This window comes from Micromonospora sp. NPDC048905, from assembly GCF_040649655.1.
Classification (GTDB): Bacteria; Actinomycetota; Actinomycetes; order Mycobacteriales; family Micromonosporaceae; genus Micromonospora.
In genome coordinates, this window is record NZ_JBEZFV010000012.1 from 153,685 (window position 1) to 170,593 (window position 16,909).

Sequence of the window (16,909 nt, forward strand, 5' to 3'; positions counted from 1 at the left end):
GTCAGACCAGCACCGGTACGCCGGACACGTCGACCGTGTCCGGATACTTCAGCCCGGCGCCGGTGTTGAGCACCACCACCCGCTCACCGGCCCGGATCCACCCGCCGGCGCGCAGTTGCCGCGCCGCGGTCAGGCAGGCCGCCCCCTCCGGGCAGAGCAGCAACCCCTCCCGGCCGGCGAAGTCCCGAAGGTCGGCCAGGATGTCCGCGTCGTCGACCGCGACAGCGGTGCCGGAGGACTCCCGCAGCGCCGCCAGGATCAGCTCGTCGCCCAGCGGGGCGGGCACGGTGATGCCGAACGCCACCGTGTGCGCGTCCACCCAGGGCCGCGCCCGGTCCTCACCGGCGGCGAACGCCCGCACGATGGGTGCGCAGCCGGTCGACTGCACCGCCACCAGCCGGGGCAGCTTGTCGCCGATCCAGCCCAGCTCGCGCAGCTCGTGCAGCGCCTTGTGGATGCCGATCAACCCGACCCCACCGCCGGTCGGGTAGATGATCACGTCGGGCGCCTGCCAACCGAGCTGCTCGACGATCTCGTACCCCATCGTCTTCTTGCCCTCCAGCCGGTAGGGCTCGCGCAGTGTGCCGGCGTCGAAGATCGCCCCGTTCGACTCCGCGATCAGCTCGGCGACCCGCCGGCCGGCGTCGCTGATCAGCCCGTCGATCAGGCGCAGGTCGGCCCCCGCGGCGACGCACTCGCGCCGGCAGATGCTCGGGGCCTCCAGCGGCATGACGATTGTCGCGCCCATCCCGGCGCGCGCGGCGTACGTCGCCCAGGCCGACCCGGCGTTGCCGTTGGTGGGCATCGCGATCCGCTCGACCCCCAGCTCACGGGCCCGGCTCACGCCGACCGCCGCGCCGCGCGCCTTGAACGAGCCGGTCGGGATCAACCCCTCGTCCTTGACCATCAGCTCCGCGATGCCGATCTCGGCGCCGTACGCCGGGGTGCGCAGCAGCGGCGTCCAACCCTCGCCGAGCGTCGTGACGTGCCGTGGGTCGCCGACCGGCAGCACCTCCCGGTAGCGCCACAGGTCGGCCGGGCGCAACCCGAACCGTTCCGGGGTGACCGCCTTCGCCACCGCCGGCAGGTCGTAGCGGGCCAGCAGCGGGGAGCCGCACGCGCAGAGGTTGCGCAGCTCGTCGGCGGAGTGCTCCCTGCCGCAGCGCGGGCAGTCCAGGTGGGTCAGGTACACATCGCTCCTCACCGTTTCAGACCGCGTCGATGCTCAACCAGCGCCGGCTGCGCCGCCCCGGCTCGTACACCGAGTCGAGCCGCTTGGCGACCACACCCGGTAGGCCCTGCTCCCGCCCGGTGCGCAGGGCCTCGTCGCCCGCGCCCGGGAACCATGGCGGAGTCTGCCAGTGCACACCGGCCAAGGCCAGCCCTTCGAGCAGCTCCCGGCGTTGCGCGTACGGCACGTCGACGCTGCTCACACCCTCCAGCCAGAGCAGGTCGACGATCAGGTACTGGGCGCCGGCGGGCACCCGACTGCCGCTGGCCGGGCGGACCGGGCGGACCCGACCGGCGCCGTCGATGCGCACCAGCACACCGTCGAGCACCGCCTCGGTGGGTGCGAGCGCCTCGGCCATCGCCCGCAACCACGGGTGACCGCCGGTGATCTCCTCGTCGGTCTCGGAGAGCAACCGCAGCCGCCCACCGGAGACGTACGCCATCGCGCGGACACCGTCCCAGCGCAGCTCGTACCCCCAGGCGGCACGGTCGCGGGGGAGCCCGGCGGCGGCCGTGGTGTGCATCGGGCGGACCAGGTCGGGCATCGGCGTCCAACCCGGCGGCGCGGGGTCGGTCCGTCGGACCATCCAGTCCCGTCCTGAAGTGGCGAAGAGGACGTACCGGCCGGCGGTCCGGTCACCGGAGAGGGTCACGATCACCTCGTCGTCGCGCCACTTCTCACACCGGTAGGTGCCCCGGTCGTGGATCAGCATCCGGCCGCCGCCGTACTCACCCGCGGGAATCTCGCCGGCGAAGTCGAGGTATTCCATCGGTGATCCTCGGTGTGCACGGCGAGGTGGTTGCGACCCGGATCGCGGGGCAGGCCGCGCGGCACCGCCCAGGACGCCAGCACCCCCTGGTGCTCCAGGCGCAGGTCCCAGTGCAGGCTCCGGGCGTGGTGCTGCTGGATGACGAAGCGCGCGGTGTCGCCGTCGGCCCCGGGTGTCGCGGGGGTCCGCGCCGGCACCGGCTCCGGCGTACGGGCCGCGTCCCGTCGTCGCCGGTACTCCTCCAGCCGGTCGGTCACACAGGCATTCTGCGGCACACCGGATCGGTGCGCTGGATGCCGGAGTGTCCGGTTCGCTCGGCGGGCGGGCGCTCGGCGGGGTAGAACGGACCTCATGGACCTCACCGACCAGCCCACCGTCCTGCTCCCGGGCGACGTCCGGATGCCCCTGCTCGGCTTCGGCACCTGGCAGGCCACCGGCCAGGCCGGTTACGAGGCGGTGCTGGCCGCGCTCGACACCGGCTACCGGCACGTCGACACCGCCACCGTGTACGGCAACGAGCGCGAGGTCGGCCGGGCCGTGCAGGAGAGCGGGCTGCGCCGGGAGGACGTCTTCATCACCACCAAGCTGCCGCCGAACCGGGTGGGCCAGGAGCGGGCGACGTTGGAGGCCAGCCTGGAGGCGCTCGGCGTCGACCAGGTGGACCTCTGGTTGATCCACTGGCCGCCGTCGTCACCGTCGGACAGCATCCCGCTCTGGCGTGAGCTGCTGGCGGCCCGGGACGAGAACCTCGTCCGGGCGGTGGGTGTCAGCAACTACAGCACCGGGCAGATCGACGAACTGATCCAGTCGACCGAGGAGAACCCGGCGGTCAACCAGATCGAGTGGAGTCCGGCGCTGTACGACCGGCAGCGGCACGCCGAGCACCGGGACCGGGGCGTGGTGCTGGAGGGTTACAGCCCGTTCAAGACCAGCGACCTCAGCGACCCGGTGCTGACCAGGATCGCTGCCGCGCACGGGGTCTCGCCGGCGCAGGTGGTGCTGCGGTGGCACATCGACCACGAGATCGTGGCGATCCCGAAGTCGGTGACCCCGGAGCGGATCACCGCCAACTTCGACGTCTTCCACTTCTCGCTCACGGCGGAGGAGATGCGCGACATCGACGCGCTCGGCGAGGTCTGAAGCGGCTTCGTTCACATCAGGCCGGTGCCGTGCCCGAGCAGGGGCTGCTCGGGCACGGCACCGTTCGCGATTTAGTCGATGGCTGGTTTTGGCCAGGTGGGGTGGTTATGCGATGGCGGCGATGTCGCCGTCGTCGAAGTAGATGGCTTGGTGGAGGCGTCCGCCGAGGGCGGCGGCGTAGCGGGCGACGATGTCTTGGCCGGAGATCTTGCCCTGTTCGATTTGGGAGACGCGGCCTTTCGTGACGCTCATGCGGTCGGCGACCTGCTGTTGGGTTAGGCCACGGGCACGGCGTACCTCGGCAAGGCGGTGTCCGACCACGCTGGCGAGTAGTTCCTGCTTGCCCGTCTCGACGGCCTGTTCGCCGCCGGCGCGCTCGACGTGAGCGGCGCGGATGTCGCTCCAGCGTGGGTAGCTGCTCATGGCTGTCGGCCCTCCTCCTCGGCGCGTTCCTTCAGGTAGATCTCGTAGCGTTGCTCGGCCAGGGGGATCGCTTCCGCGTACCACTGCTGCCATCGTCCAGCCTTGTCTCCGGCGACGAGCAGGATGCTGGAACGCCACGGGTCGAAGGCGAAGAGTATGCGTACGGTGCCGGGGCGCAGCTCTTTGAGGTTGGCGACCGATGAGCCGTGGATCGTGTCGACCAGCGGCCGGCCGAGCCCTGGACCAGCTTCGGCGAGCAGGTCGATGGCTTGCACGACGCGGGCGTGGGTGAGTGGATCGAGGCTGTCGATCCACTCCTGCACTTCGCTGACGAGGTAGATCTCCCACTCGTCCGTAGCCATCCGTGAAGTATAGCGTCTGCTATACCGCGGGGTGTGCGGCTGCACAGGTAGCCGCGCAGCGTGACGGCGGAGGAGATGCGCGACATCGACGCGCTCGGCGAGGTCTGAAGCGGCGATTTCCTTCAGTCAGCAACATGAAGATGAAGGGTGTCGACATCGACGTTCGTGACGGTATAGCGTGCCCGTCATCACGTTCGTCGATCCGTTCGAAACCCGCCGTCGCTGGAGGATCGCCATGTTCCGACCCCCGTCCATCCCCCTGCGCCGCCGCGGGCTGCTCGGCATCCCGGCCCTGGTGGCCGCCGCGCTGACCGTCGTCGCCCGGCCCACTCCGGCGAGCGCCGCGCCGAAGGCCGAGTGCCTCGCCGACCTGCTCCAGGACGCCTGATGGCGACGATCCCCTGGCTGGTGGACGTCCTACGCGCCGCCGGGGTCCAGGTCGTCGTCGAGGGGGACTGGCTCAACCGGATGCGGCCCGGCTCCTTCGACCCGATCGGGGTGCTCTGGCACCACACCGCCTCGACCTCCAGCGCCAGCAATCCGCACCCGGCCCTCGGCATCTGCATCAACGGCCGGTCCGACCTGCCCGGCCCGCTCTGCCAGGCGCTCGTCGACTACAACGGTGTCTTCCACGTCATCTCGGCCGGCCGCTGCAACCACGCCGGAGTCAGCGGCGGCAGCGGGCCGATCCCGGCGGGCGACGGCAACACCCTCATGATCGGGTGGGAGATCGACTACAACGGCGTCAGTCAGGAGATGACCGCCGCGCAGTACAGCGCGTCGCTCGCCGCCACCGCTGCCGTGCTCACCCGCCTGGGCCGGGACAGCAGCTATGCCCGGGGGCACCGGGAGACCAGCACCACCGGCAAGATCGACCCGTCGTTCATCGACCTGAACGTGATGCGGGCCGACGTGGCGGCGAGAATGGCCGGCGGCGGCACGACCTGGTCGTCCACGGTGGACAACACCACCAGCGGCCGGTTCACCGCCAGCGCCAACTGGGGCGTGTCGTCGTACTCCGGGCAGCGCTACGGCGCCGACTACCGGTACGCGGACCCGGTCGCGGCCAGCGACGTCGCGTGGTACCGGTTCAACGTGCCGGCCACCGCCAGCTACCGGGTCGAGGCCTGGTGGCCGGCGAACTCCGGCTACAACAGCGCCACCCCGTACATCGTCGCCACCAGCACCGGCAACCAGACGGTGCGGGTCGACCAACGGGCCACCGGCGGGCAGTGGCGCGTCCTCGGCACGTTCGCACTCCCGGCGGGCGACGCCAACCGGGTGGGCGTGAGCCGGTGGAGCAACACCAGCGGCCTGGTCATCGCCGACGCGGTACGTCTCACCCGCGTCTGACAGCGGCCTTCCGGCGCTTGATCTCGGCCGTCCGCGCTTGACCGACTCGACTTTCTGAAAGTCGGGGCGTCCCAGGCGCGATGATGCCCCGATTTCAGGTAACCCGGGTGGATCAAACGGGGTGCCGGATGTCGGTGGATTGATTTAAGGTCATCGCTCCACCTCAGCAAGGGAGCACAGTGATCCGCTTTTCCACAGTCCTGGCCGCCGGCATCACTGCCGCCGCCACGATCACGCTGGTCGCCGGCCCGGCGCAGGCCGACACCGTCAACCGGTCCGCGCACGCCCAATTCGACGGCGATGGCAGCATGTCCGTCGACGTGACCCGGCCGGCGGTCGGCGACACAGTTGTCGACGTCGAGTGGCAGAAGAGCGTGTGTGTCGTCACCGACGGAGTGCGCGGCTGCGACAGCGTCTCCCGCCGCGCGTACGACGTGCCGGTCACCCGTTTCTCGTTCTCGTTGACGGGTGCGAACCTCACCGCGAGGGTGCCGTATCAGGAGTCTCAGCAGCACTGCGACTTCGTCGACGGGGACGAGATCTGCGGCGAGTGGCGGGAGAGCACGGGCACCACCACTCTCAAGGTCACCTGGGTGGCTCTCGACGAGCCGCTGCGGCGCGAGCGGTGGACGGGTGCGGACGGCAGCGTGCACATCAGCACGTCCGCGTGGACGACCGTCTCGGGCAGCGGTTTCGGCACCACGTACGACGAGTCGCCGACCAGCTTCGGCCAGCTGACCCGGACGCGGACCATCCCGCCGGCCGCCTGAGCGTCCGGCACCGACAGACGCTGCGGGGGCGTGACCTGAACGGTCACGCCCCCGCAGCCTGTTGCGAGCACTCAGCTCCGGGAGCAGGTTGCCCCGTTGAGCGAGAAGCTGGTCGGGGACGAGTACGACCCGCTCAGCGTGCCCTGGTAGCCGAAGCTGGCCGTGCCACCGGGTGCGACCGACCCGTTGTGGCCGACGTTGCGGGCGGTCACCGTCGACCCGCTCTGGCTCACCGTGGCGTTCCAGGCGTTGGTGACCCGCTGCCCGCCGGGCAGGTTGTAGGTGAGCGTCCAACCGTTGATCGCGCTGGACCCGGTGTTGCTGATCTGCACGTCGGCCGTGAAGCCGTTGTTCCACGAGTTCGCCGTGTACTTCACCGCGCAGCTCGCGCCACCGCCCGGCGGCGGGGTCGTCGGCGGCTGGCCGCCACCGTTGACGTTTGCCGAGAACGAGGTCACCGCGAGGCCGACGCCACCCTGCCAGGGCTCGAAGCCGGCCTGGATGCTGGTCAGGTACCAGGAGTTGGTGATCGCGCCCCGGTTGCGGGTGTCGTTGATGAAGTCCAGCACGCTGAAGTTCAGGCTGGAGATCGCCGACGACGCGACGTAGGAGATGACGTTGTTGGAGCCGTTGCTGCCCCGCCAGACCTCCCAGGTGCGGCCGGCCAGGTTCGTCGTGCCGACGACCGAGCCGATGGGCTGGATCGGGCCCTGCCGGTTGAGCCAGATCATGATCTCCATCTGGTTCACCCCGTCCCGCTTGGGCGACGGGTCCAGCCAGATGTCGTACGACGCGTTGTAGGTCGCCCCGCTGACGTAGCGGTAGGAGATGCTGCTGGTGGCGCTGCTGATCTGGCTCACCTGGATCGGCAGGTTCGTGCCGGGGGAGCAGTTGGTGTAGTGACAACCGAAGAAGATCGAGGGGTACGCCGTGGGCGCCCCGTTGGTGGGGCTGCTGCCGTTCAGGGTGGTGATCTCGAAGCCGTTGTTGGTGGCGTTGATGCACTGCTGGGCGGTGGTGCCCCAGCGGTTGTTCTGCACCACGTAGCGGCCCTGGATGACCGTCGAGCCGTACTGTTCGCAGATCTGGGTGTCGGCGGAGGCGGTGCCGCCGAAGGCCACCGCTACCAGCGAGCCGGCGAGCAGCACGCTGGCGGCGGCCAGGGCCCGAAGTTGACGTTTCATGACGCTCCTTGACTCGGCGCATGCCGGGCGCCGCGTGTGGTGGGGTGGTGCGGGAGCGCTCCCACGCTCAACGACACATTTACATGCCTGAAACTACTGCGCAACCGTACGCGGCAAACTGATGAATCGGGCGGATTGCCGTGCCCCCACCGGACGGCTGTCGAAGGGCGACCAGCCAAGCGGCACGGGCACACCGACGAGTGGAACCGGACGGCCGATCGGGCCTGGCGTGCGCCGATCGCTCCGAGTAGCGTGTTGCCTCCAACGCGTTCCGCTCCCCCTCCGGAGGCGTACACCACCATGGGTGGCTCCCCCCTGCGCATCCTCGTCGTCGGCGCGGGCATCGCCGGCCTGGCCGCGGCTCGGGCACTGCGCCTCGCGGGCTTCCGGCCCGACGTCACCGACAAACTGCCACCGGGGGAGTCCACCGAAGCCGGCCTCTACCTGCCCGGCAACGCCGCCCGCGCGCTGCACCGGCTCGATCTGCACCACCCGGTCCGCCCGCTCGGGCAGGTGATCCACCGGCAGCGGTTCTTCGACGCCACCGGCGCGCGACTCTGCGAGGTCGACCTCGACACCCTCTGGGCCGGCGTCGGCGAATGCCGGGCGCTGCCCCGGGCCGACCTGCACCGGGTGCTGCTCAGCGGCGCCGGCGGCGCCGTCCGGCACGGTGCCGAGGTCCGCACCCTGGAGCTGCTGCCCGGTGCGGTCGGGGTCACCTTCACCGACGGCACCACCACCGAGTACGACCTGGTCATCGGCGCCGACGGGCCACGCTCCTCGGTCCGCGCGCTGGCCGCGCTCGGTGGGCCGCCCCGCCCGGTCGGTCAGGTGGTCTACCGCGCCGTGCTGCGCGACGGCCCACCCGTCACCGAGTGGACCGCCCTGCTCGGCCAGCGCTCCGGGTTCCTGATGGTGCCGATGGGCGCCGGGCGGCTGCACCTCTACGCCGACGAGGCCGGCACGGAGGCGCCCGCCGACCCGCTGGGCCGGCTGCGCGAGCTCTTCGCCGACTACCGCGGCCCGGTGCCGGAGGTGCTGGCGGCACTCGACAAGGTGCACGTCGGGATCACCGACGAGGTGGAGTTGGGTCGCTGGTACCGGGGACGGGTGCTCCTGGTCGGCGACGCCGCGCACGCCACCGCGCCCACGCTCTCCCAGGGCGCGGCGATGGCACTCGAGGACGCGGTGGTGCTCGCGGAATCGTTGCGCGCCGCCGGCAGCGTGGAAGCGGCCCTGGTGGCGTACGAGAGTCGTCGTCGTCCGCGTACCCGGTGGGTGCGGGACCGGACCCGGGACCGCAACCGGACCAGGGACGTGCCGCCGGCGCTGCGCGACCCGCTGCTGCGCGGGCGCGGCGGCCGGATCTTCGGGGAGCACTACCGGCTGCTGCTCGGCCCGCTGTAGGCCCGTAGTAGATCGTGTCACGCCACCCCACGCGGCGCTGCGACCTGCCGGGGACTATCCTCCTTGCGGATGACGGCCCGCCGATAAACAGCGTGTGCCGAGCGGGACAACCGAGAACCGGAGGCCACTCGTGACCACCGTCGCACCCAAGCCGGTCGTGACCCGGCCCTGGCCGGTCCGGGAGCCGGTCAAGGGGTCGGCCATCGCGCGGCTGCTGCGAACCACGGACGCGAAGCAAATCGGGATCATGTACATGGTCACCGCGTTCGCGTTCTTCATGATCGGTGGCCTGATGGCCCTGATCATGCGTGCTGAGCTGGCCCGACCCGGGCTGCAGTTCCTGTCGCCGGAGCAGTACAACCAGCTCTTCACGATGCACGGCACGATCATGTTGCTGTTCTTCGCGACGCCGATCGTGTTCGCCTTCGCGAACTACATCGTGCCGATCCAGATCGGCGCGCCCGACGTCTCCTTCCCCCGCCTGAACAGCTTCGCCTACTGGCTGTACCTGTTCGGCGGCACGATGGCGACCGCCGGTTTCCTCACCCCGGGTGGCGCCGCCGACTTCGGCTGGTTCGCGTACGCGCCGCTGAGCAGCGTCGAGCACTCGCCCGGCGTCGGCGCCAACATGTGGATCATGGGTCTGGCCATCTCCGGTCTGGGCACCATCCTCGGCGCGGTGAACATGATCACCACGGTGCTCACCCTGCGTGCGCCCGGCATGACCATGTTCCGGATGCCGATCTTCACGTGGAACATCCTGGTCACCAGCCTCCTGGTGATCCTGGTCTTCCCGCTGCTGGCCGCCGCGCTCTTCGCGCTCGCCGCGGACCGCATCCTCGGCGCCCACGTGTACGACCCCGCAACCGGTGGGCCGATGCTCTGGCAGCACCTGTTCTGGTTCTTCGGGCACCCCGAGGTCTACATCGTCGCGCTGCCGTTCTTCGGCATCATCAGCGAGGTCATCCCGGTCTTCTCCCGCAAGCCGATCTTCGGTTACAAGGGTCTGGTCGCCGCGACCGTCGCGATCGCCGCGCTCTCCATGAGCGTCTGGGCGCACCACATGTTCGCCACCGGCCAGGTGCTGCTGCCGTTCTTCAGCTTCCTGAGCTACCTGATCGCCGTGCCGACCGGTATGAAGTTCTTCAACTGGATCGGCACCATGTGGCGGGGTCAGGTCAGCTTCGAGACGCCCATGCTCTGGGCGATCGGCTTCCTGGTCACGTTCCTCTTCGGTGGTCTCACCGGCGTGCTGCTGGCCAGCCCGCCGATCGACTTCCACGTGTCGGACTCGTACTTCGTGGTGGCGCACTTCCACTACGTACTCTTCGGCACCATCGTGTTCGCGGTCTTCGCCGGCATCTACTTCTGGTTCCCGAAGATGTTCGGCCGGATGCTCGACGAGCGCCTGGGCAAGGTGCACTTCTGGCTCACCATGATCGGTTTCCACACCACGTTCCTGGTGCAGCACTGGCTCGGCAACGAGGGCATGCCCCGTCGGTACGCCGACTACCTGCCCAGTGACGGCTTTACCACGCTGAACACGATCTCCACGATCGGCGCGTTCGTCACCGGTATCTCCACGCTGCCGTTCATCTACAACTGCTGGAAGTCGTACAAGACCGGCCCGGTGGTCGAGGTCAACGACCCCTGGGGCCACGGCAACTCGCTGGAGTGGGCGACCAGCAGCCCGCCGCCGCTGCGCAACTTCGACCGGATGCCCCGCATCCGCTCCGAGCGGCCGGCGTTCGACGCGAAGTTCCCGGAGCTGGCCGCCGGTCAGACCCTGGCCGGCCCGCCGGAGGGCGGCTCGAAGCCGCTCACGAGCGAGTCGGACGGCGGCGCCAGCTACCGCGAAGACACCGCGAGCGACATCGACCGGCACTGACGCTCAAGCCCAGCAGTACGACGGGCGCCGCCCCCGGACCACCGGGAGCGGCGCCCGTCGCCATGTGCGCCCCCCGGCGCCCCGCGCCCGCGTCCAGATCCGAACAACTTCCCGGACAACTGCTTACCCGGCCGGGCCCTACAAGCCCCGTTGGTCACCAGCGGGTCGACCCGTCGGCCACAGCGCCAACGCAACGGCGTTGGGGCTGGGTGCCTGAAGCGCCTGATGCCTGTGAGTCATCAAGATGACTCACAGGCATCACGCTCTGCACCACGCATGCGCGCCGGGTGCCCGGCGGACGCCGGACTGGTCGACGCCGCGCGGCACGCCCGGGACTGACCGGCCGAAGTCGCTGCGCCTCCGACCTTCACCGCGTCGGCGGGAGAGCGGTCGGGGCGGCAGTCGTCAGTGGGCGGCGGGGGTGAGGTCGGCTTCGACCGGCGGCGGGGTGGCCCCGTCGGCGGTGCGGCGGCGGCGGAGCTCGATCGTGAGTACCACCAGGGTGACCAGTGCGCCGAGGGCGCCGGTGACCGCGAAGCCCCAGGGCGGCGAGGTGGCGTCGATCACCGCGCCGGCGAGTGGCGCGCCGATCGCGATGCCGACGGTGACCGCGGAGCCGTGCAGGCCCATCGCCTCACCGCGTACCTCGGCTGGAACCAGGCGGCTGACCGCGTCGGAGCCGGCCGCGATGGTCGGCGCGCAGAGCGCGCCGGCCGGAATCAGTGCCAGGCAGAGCAGCCACCAGTGCGCTCCGCCCAGCCCGACCGGGATGGTGCACAGGGCGAGGGCGGCGGTCAGGATCAGCGGGGAGAACGAGCGGTGGACGGCTCCGTAGGCGAAGCCACCGATCAGCGAGGCGACCGCCCAGATGGCCAGCACCGCGCCGGTCCAGCCGACCTCGCTGCTGGCCCGCAGGACGGCGACCACCGCCACGTCGGTGCCACCGAGCACCAGGGTCGCGGCGCCGCTGAGCGCCAGCACGGCGAGCAGTCGAGGTGTCAGCCACTCCCGGCGAGGCGTCCGGCGCTGCGGAGCGGTGGCCTCGGCGGCGTCGCGCATCGGTGGGTTGACCAGCCACAGGGCGATCCCGGCGGCGACGATGCCGCCGCCGACCAGGTACATGGTGGTCTGTGCGGAGATCGCGGTGCACAGGGCCACCGCCAACGCCGGGCCGATCATGAAGGACAGTTCCACCGACATCGAGTCCAGTGCGTACGCGGGGCGTCGTCGGTCCTCCGGAACCAGCGCCGCGATCGACTGACGGACCACCGAGAAGATGGGCAGGGCCAGGGAGCCGGCCACGAAGGCGGCCGGCAGCAGCAGGGGGTACGGCAGTCCGGGCGCGGTGGACCAGAAGATCGCCTCCGTGATGCCGGTGAGCACGAGGACCGGGCGCAGTCCACGCCGGTCCACCAGTCGGCCGAGAAGCGGTCCGCCGATCGCCGCACCCACGGTGACGGCCGCGCCCACCAGGCCAGCGGCCCCGTAGCCCCGATCGAGGTCGAGCACCACGTGGAAGGTCAGCGTCACCCCGGTCGCGGTGAGCGGTATGCGGGCAAGGACGGCGACCACCAGGAGCGACCGCAGGCCGGGCAGGGCGAGCGCCTGCCGGTAAGGCTTCATGTTCACGTGGGTCCGTACCTCCGGCGACATCGTCGACCGGCGGCGCCCCGATGGCCAGCCAATTAGGGTCTTATGCGGCCCTGATCACAGGCTGGCCCTGCAGGGTGACCCCGGCGCCGTCCATGGCGCGCAGTGCCACGTCGGTGGTCGCCGGAGCGACGGCGGCGGTCAGTTCGAGCAACACGGTGGTGGCGAACCCCTCCCGGGCGGCGTCCAACGCGGTCGCCCGGACGCAGTGGTCGGTGGCGATGCCGACCACATCCACCCGATCCACGTCGTGCCGGCGCAGCCAGTCGGCCAGGCACTCGCCGTCGTCGGCGTGCCCCTCGAACCCGGAGTACGCCGCCGCGTGCTCGCCCTTGTGGAAGATCGCCTCGACTCGATCGGTGTTCAGCTCGGGGTGGAACTCCGAGCCGCTGGTGCCGACCACGCAGTGCCTCGGCCAGGACTCCACGAAATCCGGCGGATCGCCGAAGTGTGCACCCGGGTCGACGTGGTAGTCCTTGGTGGCGACCACGTGCGACCAGCGGTCCGGCTCGGCGGCGAGCAGCCGGGAGATGCCGGCGGCCACCCCCGCGCCGCCCTCGACGGCCAGCGAGCCACCCTCGCAGAAGTCGTTCTGCACGTCCACGATGATCAGAGCGTTGGCCATTGGAGTTCCTCTCCTCACGGGCTGTCTGCGGCGGCGGTGCGCGATGAGCTCAGTCGGCGGGTACGACGGAGACCGGGACCGCCGGGTCGCCGGCCGAGAGCTTCAGCCCCTCCCACGGGATGGAGATCAGGCATTCGCGCAGGTGCTCCCGCGACTCGTCGAGGGTGGGCAGCCACACCGGCTCACCGGCGACCACGTACGAGTGCTGGAGCATGCGGTCGTTGGGCTGCCGGTCCGGTACGCCCTGCGGCACGATGATCTCCTCGGTGGCGGTGCCGGTCGGCTTGTGCCGGCGGACCGCAACCTTCCGGCCACCGATGGTCGCCTTGTGCTCGGAGCGCTTCACCACCGGGCGTCCCTCGACCTCGACGAGCTTGTAGACCAGCCCGGCGGTCGGCGCCCCGGAGCCGGTGACCACGGCCGTGCCGGCGCCGTACATGTCCACTGGTTCGGCGGCGAGCGCGGCGATCGAGTACTCGTCGAGGTCACCGGAAACGATGATCTTAGTTTCGGTGGCGCCCAGCGAGTCGAGCAGCTCCCGGGACTGCTGGGCGATGACCGCCAGGTCGCCCGAGTCGATCCGTACCGCCCGCAGTTCCGGCCCGGCCACCGCTATCGCGTTGCGGATGCCCTGGCTGATGTCGTACGTGTCGACCAGCAGCGTCGTGTCCTTGCCCAGCGTGGCGACCTGCGAGGCGAACGCCGCCCGCTCGTCGTCGTGCAAGAGGGTGAACGCGTGCGCCGCCGTGCCCGCCGTCGGGATGCCGTAGCGCGCACCGGCGGCGAGGTTGGAGGTGAACCGGAACCCGGCCAGGTACGAGGCCCGCGCCGCGGCCACCGCCGCCTCCTCGTGGGCCCGACGCGACCCCATCTCGATAAGCGCTCGACCCCGCGCCGCGGTCACCATCCGCGCCGCCGCCGCGGCCACCGCGCTGTCGTGGTTGAGCACGGAGAGTGCCAGCGTCTCCAGCACCACGCACTCGGCGAAACCGCCGGAGACGGTGAGGATCGGCGAACCGGGAAAGAACAGCTCACCCTCGGCGTACCCGTCGATGTCACCGGTGAAGCGGTAGTCGGTGAGCCAGGCCGCGGCCGCGTCGTCGACCACGCCGGTCCGTCGCAGGAAGTCGACCTCGGTGGGGTCGAACCTGAAGTCGCGGATCAGTTCGATCAGGCGGGCCGTGCCGGCGACCACGCCGTAGCGGCGGCCGCTGGGCAGCCGGCGGCTGAACACCTCGAAGACGCACCGGCGGTCGGCGGTGCCGTCCTTCAGTGCCGCGCTGACCATGGTCAGCTCGTAGTGGTCGGTCAGCAGCGCGGGACGGTTGATGCTCACCGCCCCAGCCTAAGGTTCAGTCCGCGTCGCCGTCGTCGTGGCCCGGGATCGACCGTAGCGCGGCCCACAGCTCGGCCCGTCCGGTCACGCCGAGCTTGCTGTAGATCCGCTGGAGGTGGTTTTCGACGGTGCGCGCCGAGAGGTAGAGCCGTTCCGCGATGGCCCTGCTGGACGCTCCGTGCGCGGCGAGGCGGGCGACCTGCCACTCCCGCTCGGTCAACACCGGCGCCCCCGCGTGCAGCGCTGGCGTGCGGATCAGGTCACAGCGCCCGAGCAACCCGGCCAGACGTTCCCGGGCGCCGTTGGCCGCCGTCGAGTGCTGCCGGCGCAGCCGCTGCACGGCCTGGGAGGCGGCCTCGGCGGCGTACACGGTCAGCTCCAGCGCGGCGTAGTCGTCGGCGACCGCGAGCAGATCGTCGGCGGAGTCGGTGACCGCCGCGCGGGCGTGCCGGGCCAGTAACGGCGGCAGCACCCCGTCGACCCGCTCGGAGAGCTCGGCCAGGCGCTGCGCCACCGTGCGTCGACCACCATCGGAGCAGGTGGGCCCGACCGCCATGCCGGCCTGGTCCAGCCGGACGAGATTGTGCAGGACGTGCACCTCGTGGCCGGCGAACCCGTCCGAGCGCAGCCGATCCACCAGGTCGGCGAGGTGCTTGACCGCACCCGGCAGGTCACCCGACGCGGCGAGCGTCGCACCCCGGGCCTGCTCCAGCCACGGGTAGAGCACCGCCATGCCCGGCGCGTGGGTGCGGTCTGCCTCGGCCATCGCCGCGGCTGCCTGGACGGCGTCACCGCGCAGCGCGGCCGACTGGGCTCGCTCGGCCTGGGCCAGACCGGCGTAGACCCGGCTGGTGGCCAACACCGCGCAGGCACCCAGCGAGGCGCGGGTGGCGGCGTCGCTCTGTCCACGCAAGCGGGCCGCGTACGCCTGGAGGATGGCCAGGTAGCCGGTGCCGAGCCGGAAGTCGCCGGCATCGGCGAGGTCGGCGAACTCGTCGGCCACTATCGCGTCGATCCCGGCCAGGTCACCGGTCAGCATGAGTCGGGTGCCCCGGGCCAACTCCAGAGCCAGTTGCAGGTACGGCATGTCGGTGCGCCAGTTGGCGACGGCCGAGTGCACCTGGGCGATCGCCGTACCGCTGCGGGTCAGCTGGCCCTGCGCGGCCTGGACGTACGCGATGGTGCAGCGGGCCAACTCGCGGGCGGCGACGCCTGCCGCCGGCCGGTCCAGCACCTGTTGGCTGAGCCGCACCGCGATGCTCGTGTCCATCCGGTGCAGGCGCATGATCGCCTCGAAGGCGTGCACCCGGGACCGGTCCGCCGAGTCGCTGAGCTGCTCGACGCGGCTCGCGATCTCCTCCACCGTGGACTGCTGGCTCAGCCCCCAGTAGCTGACCATTCCGCGGACGGTCAGCCAGCGGCAGTATCGCCGCTCGTCGCCGGGCTCGGGGGTCACCGCGTCGAGGACCTCGATGGCCTCCTCCGGCCGGTCGGCGAACATCAGGATGGTGGCCAGCAGCTCCGCCGCGTCGGAACCGCCGCCGGCGTGCAACGCGGCCCGCGCCAGGCGGGTCGCCAGCGGCACGTCGTACCGGGTGAACGCCTGGACCGCCGCGTCCACCAGCAGGGCCGGATCCTGTGCGGTGCCCGAGTCGAGGCGCCACACCGCGACCCGCAGCAGGTCGTCGCGGCGGCGCTTGCCGACCTGTTCGAGCAGCTCCGCGAGGTGTGCCTGAAGCCGGCGGGTGCGACTGACCGGGCAGCGGCGGCGCATCACCTCGCCGTACAGCGGATGGGCCAGCCGGACGTTCGTCCGTCGGTCGTTCTGGACCACGCTGATCAGCCCGCGCTCCTCGGCGGTCTCCACGTCCACCTGGTCGGCGGCCTGCCTGAGCAGGTGCAGGCCGAGTGGTTCGCCGAACGCGACAAGCTCGACGACCGCGCGGACGCCGTCGGTGAGTTTGCCGACCCGGGTGTCGATCAGGTCGGTCAGGTTGGGCGCCAGCTCCAGTCGGCCGGTCCACTTCCAGATCCCGTAGGTCTGTTTCAACTCCGAACTGCCGTTGGCGGCGTGCACCAGCTCCCGCAGCAGCAGCGGGTTTCCGGCCGACAGCCGGCCCAGCCGGTCGGCGGAGTTGGCGTCGACCGGGCCGCCCAGGATCGCCGCCAGCAGGCCGGCGGTCTCCGCGTGCGGCATCGGGGTCAGCTCGACGTGCTCGACCAGGTCGTCGGTCCAGAGTGCGCGGATCGGCAGCGGGATCTGCTCGCCGTCGCGCAGGGTGCCGACCACTGTGGCGTTCTCCGAGCGCGCGACCAGGTGCACGAGTGCGGCCGAGGGCGGATCGAGCAGGTGGGCGTCGTCGATGGCGAGCACGATCCGTCGACCAGCAGCCTGCTGTTGCAGCACGTTGAGCGCCCAGCGCAGGATGCCGGCGGGGGAGAGGCCCTGGGGCTGCTCGGTGGGAAGGACCTGCACCAGCCCGCCGAACGGTAGTGCGGCGGTGGTGGCGCTGGCCGCGATGGACCAGATCGCGAAGCGTTCGGTGGGCAACGTGCTCACGCCTTCGCGCAGCAGCCGACTCTTGCCGATCCCGGCGCTGCCGCTGAAGAAGAGCCCGCGACCAGCCTCGCCGGTCACCGCCGCCAGCAGGCGGTTGAGCTCATCGGTCCGGCCGACGAACTTCCATCGACTCATTCGCGCAGCATATCGACCGGAATCCGTCCGCGCCCGCACCGTCACTCAACGAAGTTGAGTAGCCGCACAATTACCG

The 16,909-nt window shown here is 70.9% G+C and carries 15 protein-coding genes and 1 pseudogene; 6 read left to right on the plus strand and 10 right to left on the minus strand.

Going from position 1 to position 16,909, the window contains the following annotated elements:
• Nucleotide 1: 1 nt before the first annotated feature.
• The 3 genes and pseudogenes from AB0C01_RS27060 to AB0C01_RS27070 form a co-directional block, all read right to left on the minus strand.
• Complete coding sequence (locus tag AB0C01_RS27060; RefSeq protein WP_357572480.1) at nt 2-1,192, minus strand: threonine synthase; 1,191 nt, start codon at nt 1,190-1,192, stop codon at nt 2-4.
• 16 nt (nt 1,193-1,208) lie between these two features.
• A complete protein-coding gene (locus AB0C01_RS27065) occupies nt 1,209-1,817 on the minus strand; it encodes a hypothetical protein (protein WP_357572481.1) in 609 nt (202 codons plus the stop codon).
• Between the two features lie 84 nt (nt 1,818-1,901).
• Nucleotides 1,902-2,353 (minus strand): annotated as a pseudogene (locus tag AB0C01_RS27070) (DNA polymerase ligase N-terminal domain-containing protein); the annotation flags it as partial.
• Between AB0C01_RS27070 and AB0C01_RS27075 the strand changes: the two are divergent.
• Nucleotides 2,352-3,140 carry an aldo/keto reductase gene (locus tag AB0C01_RS27075; RefSeq protein WP_357572463.1) on the plus strand — a complete coding sequence of 263 codons (789 nt, stop codon included), beginning with the start codon at nt 2,352-2,354 and terminating at the stop codon, nt 3,138-3,140. The pseudogene AB0C01_RS27070 and the gene AB0C01_RS27075 sit on opposite strands and share 2 nt — an antisense overlap.
• Nucleotides 3,141-3,245: 105 nt before the next feature.
• Here the strand turns inward: AB0C01_RS27075 and AB0C01_RS27080 are convergent, their stop codons facing one another.
• Complete coding sequence (locus AB0C01_RS27080; protein ID WP_357256022.1) at nt 3,246-3,563, minus strand: helix-turn-helix transcriptional regulator; 318 nt, start codon at nt 3,561-3,563, stop codon at nt 3,246-3,248.
• The gene (locus tag AB0C01_RS27085; protein WP_357256020.1) at nt 3,560-3,925 is read right to left on the minus strand and encodes a type II toxin-antitoxin system RelE/ParE family toxin; all 366 of its coding nucleotides are present in this window, start codon (nt 3,923-3,925) and stop codon (nt 3,560-3,562) included. Before AB0C01_RS27085 ends, AB0C01_RS27080 begins: the two co-directional genes overlap by 4 nt.
• 235 nt (nt 3,926-4,160) lie before the next feature.
• Between AB0C01_RS27085 and AB0C01_RS27090 the strand changes: the two genes are divergently transcribed.
• From AB0C01_RS27090 to AB0C01_RS27100, 3 genes are all read left to right on the plus strand, one after another.
• On the plus strand, nt 4,161-4,313 hold the full coding sequence (locus tag AB0C01_RS27090) for a hypothetical protein (RefSeq protein WP_357572464.1): 153 nt from the start codon (nt 4,161-4,163) through the stop codon (nt 4,311-4,313).
• Nucleotides 4,313-5,278 (plus strand): N-acetylmuramoyl-L-alanine amidase, encoded by a 966-nt coding sequence (locus AB0C01_RS27095; protein ID WP_357572465.1) that lies wholly within the window; start codon nt 4,313-4,315, stop codon nt 5,276-5,278. Before AB0C01_RS27090 ends, AB0C01_RS27095 begins: the two co-directional genes overlap by 1 nt.
• A 179-nt stretch (nt 5,279-5,457) precedes the next feature.
• A complete protein-coding gene (locus tag AB0C01_RS27100; RefSeq protein ID WP_357572466.1) occupies nt 5,458-6,048 on the plus strand; it encodes a hypothetical protein in 591 nt (196 codons plus the stop codon).
• Between the two features lie 71 nt (nt 6,049-6,119).
• On the opposite strand, the gene AB0C01_RS27105 is transcribed toward AB0C01_RS27100, so the two are convergent.
• On the minus strand, nt 6,120-7,232 hold the full coding sequence (locus tag AB0C01_RS27105) for a cellulose binding domain-containing protein (RefSeq protein ID WP_357256012.1): 1,113 nt from the start codon (nt 7,230-7,232) through the stop codon (nt 6,120-6,122).
• A gap of 300 nt (nt 7,233-7,532) precedes the next feature.
• Between AB0C01_RS27105 and AB0C01_RS27110 the strand changes: the two genes are divergently transcribed.
• Nucleotides 7,533-8,639 (plus strand): FAD-dependent monooxygenase, encoded by a 1,107-nt coding sequence (locus AB0C01_RS27110; RefSeq protein ID WP_357572467.1) that lies wholly within the window; start codon nt 7,533-7,535, stop codon nt 8,637-8,639.
• Between the two features lie 130 nt (nt 8,640-8,769).
• Nucleotides 8,770-10,527, plus strand: a complete 1,758-nt coding sequence (gene ctaD, locus AB0C01_RS27115) for a cytochrome c oxidase subunit I (protein WP_357256008.1) — start codon at nt 8,770-8,772, stop codon at nt 10,525-10,527.
• Between the two features lie 405 nt (nt 10,528-10,932).
• On the opposite strand, the gene AB0C01_RS27120 is transcribed toward ctaD, so the two are convergent.
• Genes AB0C01_RS27120 through AB0C01_RS27135 form a run of 4 tightly spaced genes read right to left on the minus strand, consistent with a single transcriptional unit; the run spans nt 10,933 to nt 16,833 of the window.
• Nucleotides 10,933-12,180, minus strand: coding sequence for an MFS transporter (locus AB0C01_RS27120; RefSeq protein WP_357572468.1), 1,248 nt, complete (start codon nt 12,178-12,180; stop codon nt 10,933-10,935).
• Between the two features lie 40 nt (nt 12,181-12,220).
• Complete coding sequence (locus AB0C01_RS27125; protein ID WP_357256004.1) at nt 12,221-12,802, minus strand: isochorismatase family protein; 582 nt, start codon at nt 12,800-12,802, stop codon at nt 12,221-12,223.
• Between the two features lie 49 nt (nt 12,803-12,851).
• Nucleotides 12,852-14,138, minus strand: coding sequence for a nicotinate phosphoribosyltransferase (locus tag AB0C01_RS27130; protein ID WP_357256002.1), 1,287 nt, complete (start codon nt 14,136-14,138; stop codon nt 12,852-12,854).
• A gap of 16 nt (nt 14,139-14,154) precedes the next feature.
• Nucleotides 14,155-16,833, minus strand: a complete 2,679-nt coding sequence (locus tag AB0C01_RS27135) for a LuxR C-terminal-related transcriptional regulator (protein ID WP_357572469.1) — start codon at nt 16,831-16,833, stop codon at nt 14,155-14,157.
• Nucleotides 16,834-16,909 lie beyond the last annotated feature (76 nt).

What these genes read in the sequence shown, in the direction of transcription:
- AB0C01_RS27120 (WP_357572468.1), bottom strand. Translation starts at nt 12,180, where the DNA reads ATGTCGCCGGAGGTACGGACCCACGTGAACATGAAGCCTTACCGGCAG.
- AB0C01_RS27080 (WP_357256022.1), bottom strand. Translation starts at nt 3,563, where the DNA reads ATGAGCAGCTACCCACGCTGGAGCGACATCCGCGCCGCTCACGTCGAG.
- AB0C01_RS27105 (WP_357256012.1), bottom strand. Translation starts at nt 7,232, where the DNA reads ATGAAACGTCAACTTCGGGCCCTGGCCGCCGCCAGCGTGCTGCTCGCC.
- AB0C01_RS27110 (WP_357572467.1), top strand. Translation starts at nt 7,533, where the DNA reads ATGGGTGGCTCCCCCCTGCGCATCCTCGTCGTCGGCGCGGGCATCGCC.
- AB0C01_RS27090 (WP_357572464.1), top strand. Translation starts at nt 4,161, where the DNA reads ATGTTCCGACCCCCGTCCATCCCCCTGCGCCGCCGCGGGCTGCTCGGC.
- AB0C01_RS27095 (WP_357572465.1), top strand. Translation starts at nt 4,313, where the DNA reads ATGGCGACGATCCCCTGGCTGGTGGACGTCCTACGCGCCGCCGGGGTC.
- AB0C01_RS27085 (WP_357256020.1), bottom strand. Translation starts at nt 3,925, where the DNA reads ATGGCTACGGACGAGTGGGAGATCTACCTCGTCAGCGAAGTGCAGGAG.
- AB0C01_RS27075 (WP_357572463.1), top strand. Translation starts at nt 2,352, where the DNA reads ATGGACCTCACCGACCAGCCCACCGTCCTGCTCCCGGGCGACGTCCGG.
- AB0C01_RS27135 (WP_357572469.1), bottom strand. Translation starts at nt 16,833, where the DNA reads ATGAGTCGATGGAAGTTCGTCGGCCGGACCGATGAGCTCAACCGCCTG.
- AB0C01_RS27125 (WP_357256004.1), bottom strand. Translation starts at nt 12,802, where the DNA reads ATGGCCAACGCTCTGATCATCGTGGACGTGCAGAACGACTTCTGCGAG.
- AB0C01_RS27065 (WP_357572481.1), bottom strand. Translation starts at nt 1,817, where the DNA reads ATGGTCCGACGGACCGACCCCGCGCCGCCGGGTTGGACGCCGATGCCC.